The following is a 3,698-nucleotide window of genomic DNA, read 5'->3' on the forward strand; positions in this document are numbered from 1 at the left end:
TTTTTTTCCGGCGGCGGTGTCGTTTTTTTTGGGGCCGGGGTGTTTCGCCCCCGCGTTGTTCGCCCCCCGGCGCCGCCCTGGGGGGGGCCCCGGGAGCCGTGGGAGAAGGACTGTACGCGGACGTTCGTCGGCTGCTGCCTCGTGGTCAGACCCCCGCCGGGGCCTTGGCCGGGTCGGTACCGGAGTCCGTGCCGCCGGGGCCGTTCGGCCGGCCCGCGTCCGGTGCGGGGGTCGTGCCGCCCGTGGCGGCGACCGTGGACGGGGCCGGTTCCTGGGAGACGTTGAACTCGGTCAGCAGGTCCTTGCTGAAGCCGAAGAAGTACGTGGCCAGGAAGCCGGCGACGTAGCCCACCAGCAGGCCGCCCGCGTAGATCGCGATCGTCGAGCCCAGGCCGTGGTTGCCGTCCAGGAGCGGGAACAGGGCCCAGCCGGACGGGCCGATGGCCGTGGAGCCGACCGTGTCGCCGAGCTGGTTGAACAGGCCGACGAAGCCGCCGCCGAACGCCCCGCCGACGCACGCCGTGATGAACGGGCGGCCCAGCGGAAGCGAGACGCCGTAGATCAGGGGTTCGCCGACGCCCAGCAGGCCCGCCGGGAGCGCGGACTTGATCGTGCGGCGGATCGACTCGTTGCGGGGGAGGCGGAAGTAGACCGCCATCGCCGCGCCCACCTGGCCGGCGCCCGCCATCGCCAGGATCGGGAGCAGGACCGTGTAGCCCTGCTGCTCGATGAGCGTGGTGTGGATCGGGATCAGCGCCTGGTGCAGGCCCAGCATGACGAGAGGGAGGAACAGGCCGCCGAGGACGAAGCCCGCGCCCGCGCCGCCGTTGGACAGCAGCCAGTCGGCGAACGTGCCGATCGCGGAGGAGATCTCCCCGGCCACGTACATCAGGCCGAAGATCGTCACCAGGCCGGAGATCAGCACCGTCAGCGTCGGCGTGACCAGCACGTCCAGCGCCTCCGGCACCCAGCGGCGGCACCACTTCTCCACGTACACGGCGAGGACCGCCGCGCCCAGCGCGCCGAGCACACCGCCCTGGCCCGGAGAGAGGGTCTGGCCGAAGGCGTCGATGTTCGCGACGCCCGGGAAGACGATGATCGCCGCGACCGCGCCGCCCAGGATCGGCGTACCGCCGAACTCCTTCGCCGTGTTGTAGCCCACGAACACCGCGATCAGCGCCATGAAGCCGGACGCCATCGCCGCCAGCGCGGGCGTCACGGACGGCAGCCACTCCAGGTTCACCAGCAGGCCGTTGAGGCCCGCGATGATCCCGCAGCCGATGAGGGCCGGGATCAGCGGCACGAAGATGTTGGCGATCTTGCGCAGGAACAGCTTGAACGGCGTGGCGTTCTTCGCCTTCTGCTGGGCCTTGATCGCCGCGCCCTGCGCCGCCAGTTCGTCGGCCGAGACGGCGGGGGCGTCACCCGGTGCCGGTGCCGGGGCGGCCGCGCGGCCCTCCTCGACCAGCTGCTCGAACTCCGGGGTGACCCGGGCGACCGTGCCCGGACCCAGGACGATCTGGTACGTGTCGTCCTCGACGACGCCCATCACGGCGGGCAGGGCCTTCAGCGCCTCGTCGTCGACGAGGGTCCGGTCGTGCAGCCCGAGGCGGAGCCGGGTCATGCAGTGGGCGATGGAGGCGACGTTCGCGGCACCGCCGACGAGCGGCAGGATCGCGGCGGCGGTGGCGCGGTTCTTGTCTTCTGTGGCCATGGTGCTCGGTGCCTTGCTGTGCGGGGGGTGGGGTTGGGGTACCCGGGTGGGTCAGGTGGTGTGTACGGCCGCGAGGGCGGCGCGGAGGTGGCCGTCGGACTCGGTCAGGAGCCGGGCGGCGGTGGGGCCGTCGACCAGGCCGAGGACGACCAGGATCGCGTTCTTGACCTCGCCGTCGGTGGCGGTGAGGGCGGCCTCGATCGCGGCGTCGGACGCGCCGGTGGCCAGGGAGACGATGTGCCGGGAGCGGGCGCGCAGCTTCTCGTTGGAAGCGCGCACGTCGACCATGAGATTCCCGTACGTCTTGCCGAGCCGGATCATCGTGATCGTCGAGATCATGTTGAGGACCAGCTTCTGTGCCGTTCCCGCCTTCAGCCGGGTCGAGCCGGTGAGCAGCTCGGGGCCGGTGACGATCTCCAGGCCGTGTTCGGCGGCGGCGGCCAGCGCGGAGTCCGCGTTGCAGGAGAGCCCGATGGTGAGTGCGCCCTGCGCGCGGGCGTGCTCGACCGCGCCGATCGCGTACGGCGTGCGGCCGGAGGCGGAGATCCCGACCACCGTGTCGTCGGCGGTCAGCTTCAGCGCGTCCAGGTCGGCGGCGGCCAGCTCCTTGCTGTCCTCCGCGCCCTCGACGGCGGTGACCATGGCGGAGGGGCCACCCGCGATCAGGCCGACGACCTCGGACGGGTCGGTGTTGAAGGTGGGCGGGCACTCACTGGCGTCCAGCACCCCGAGGCGGCCCGCCGTGCCGGCGCCCGCGTAGATCAGCCGGCCGCCGCGGGCCATGCGCTCGGCGGTGGCGTCGATGGCGGCGGCGATCTGCGGCAGCCGCTCGGCGACGGCGGCCGGGACGGTGGCGTCCTCGCCGTTCATGATCCGGGCGATCTCCTGCGTGGCCAGCCGGTCGATCTCGGCCAGCTCGGGGCGGAACGCCTCGGTGGTGAGGGTGGCCAGCTGGGCGCGGAGCTCGCCGTACGTACCGGTGGCGTCGGGGGAGCCCGTGGTGCCGGGGGTGTCGGGGTTCGCGTCGGTGGTGGAGGTCATGGGGTGCGGCTCGGCTTTCTCGGTCTTCTCGCTGTGTTCGGTCTCGTACGGGGTGGGGCGGCGGGGCGCGGTCAGCGGGTGCGCGGGGTGTGGCGGTGGGCGAGCGCCTCGTAGGAGGCGGCCAGGGCGGGCGCGGCGGTCTCGTACGTCCGCTGCGCGACGCCTATGAAGAGGCAGTCCACGACGAGCAGCTGACTCGTCCGGCTCGACATGGCGGCGGGGCGCAGCTCGCTCTCGCGCGCGGTGGACGTGGTGAGGACATGGTCCGCGTACTGCGTCACGGGCCCGTCGGGCCGCCCGGTGATCGCGATCGTGGTCGCCCCGCGGTCGAAGGCGACCCGCAGCGGCTCGATCACGTCACCGGTGGAGCCGGAGTGCGTGATCGCGATGGCCACGTCGCCGCTGCGCAGCTGCACGGCGTTGGTCACCGCGAGGTGCGGGTCCATGTGGGCGTGGGCGATGAGGCCGATCCGGAGCAGCTTCTGCGCCAGGTCCTGGCCGACGAGGGAGGAGGCCCCGACGCCGTAGATGTCGATGCGGCGGGCGGTCGACGCGGCGGCGACGGCGGCCCCCAGCTGTACGGTGTCGAGCCCGGCGGCGGTGTCGGCGAGGGTCTGCTGCTCGTCGTAGGCGAGCTTGGCGACCACGTCGGCGATCGGGTCGTCCACCGCGATGTCGGCGGTGACGGCGGGGGCCCGGCCGGACTCCTGGTGCGCGGCGAGGCCGGCCAGCGCGAGGCGCAGGTCCCGGTAGCCGGGGTAGCCGAGGAGGCGGGCGGTGCGGACGACGGTGGCTTCACTGGTGCCGGTGCGCTCGGCGAGACCGGTGACGGTGAGGGCGGCGCAGCCGGCCGGGTCGCCCGCCACGGCTTCGGCGACCAGCTGCATCGAGCGGGTCATGGAGGGGGCGAGGGTCCGGACCTTGGCGGCGAGGGCCGCGGGGG

3 protein-coding genes are annotated in these 3,698 nt (G+C 73.2%); all 3 read right to left on the reverse strand.

Annotated features, from left to right (window positions below):
* Window positions 1-145 precede the first annotated feature (145 nt).
* Complete coding sequence (locus tag JS521_RS21625) at window positions 146-1,714, reverse strand: PTS transporter subunit EIIC (RefSeq protein ID WP_205084600.1); 1,569 nt, start codon at window positions 1,712-1,714, stop codon at window positions 146-148.
* A gap of 51 nt (window positions 1,715-1,765) precedes the next feature.
* Complete coding sequence (murQ, locus tag JS521_RS21630) at window positions 1,766-2,755, reverse strand: N-acetylmuramic acid 6-phosphate etherase (protein ID WP_205084601.1); 990 nt, start codon at window positions 2,753-2,755, stop codon at window positions 1,766-1,768.
* A 71-nt stretch (window positions 2,756-2,826) separates the two neighbouring features.
* The coding region (locus JS521_RS21635) for a MurR/RpiR family transcriptional regulator (protein ID WP_205084602.1) at window positions 2,827-3,698 on the reverse strand (872 nt) is incomplete at its 5' end.

The organism is Streptomyces durocortorensis, assembly GCF_016901035.1.
GTDB lineage: Bacteria > Actinomycetota > Actinomycetes > Streptomycetales > Streptomycetaceae > Streptomyces > Streptomyces durocortorensis.

Coding starts and splice junctions, on each gene's coding strand:
- JS521_RS21625 (WP_205084600.1), bottom strand. CDS start 1,714: ATGGCCACAGAAGACAAGAACCGCGCCACCGCCGCCGCGATCCTGCCG.
- murQ (WP_205084601.1), bottom strand. CDS start 2,755: ATGACCTCCACCACCGACGCGAACCCCGACACCCCCGGCACCACGGGC.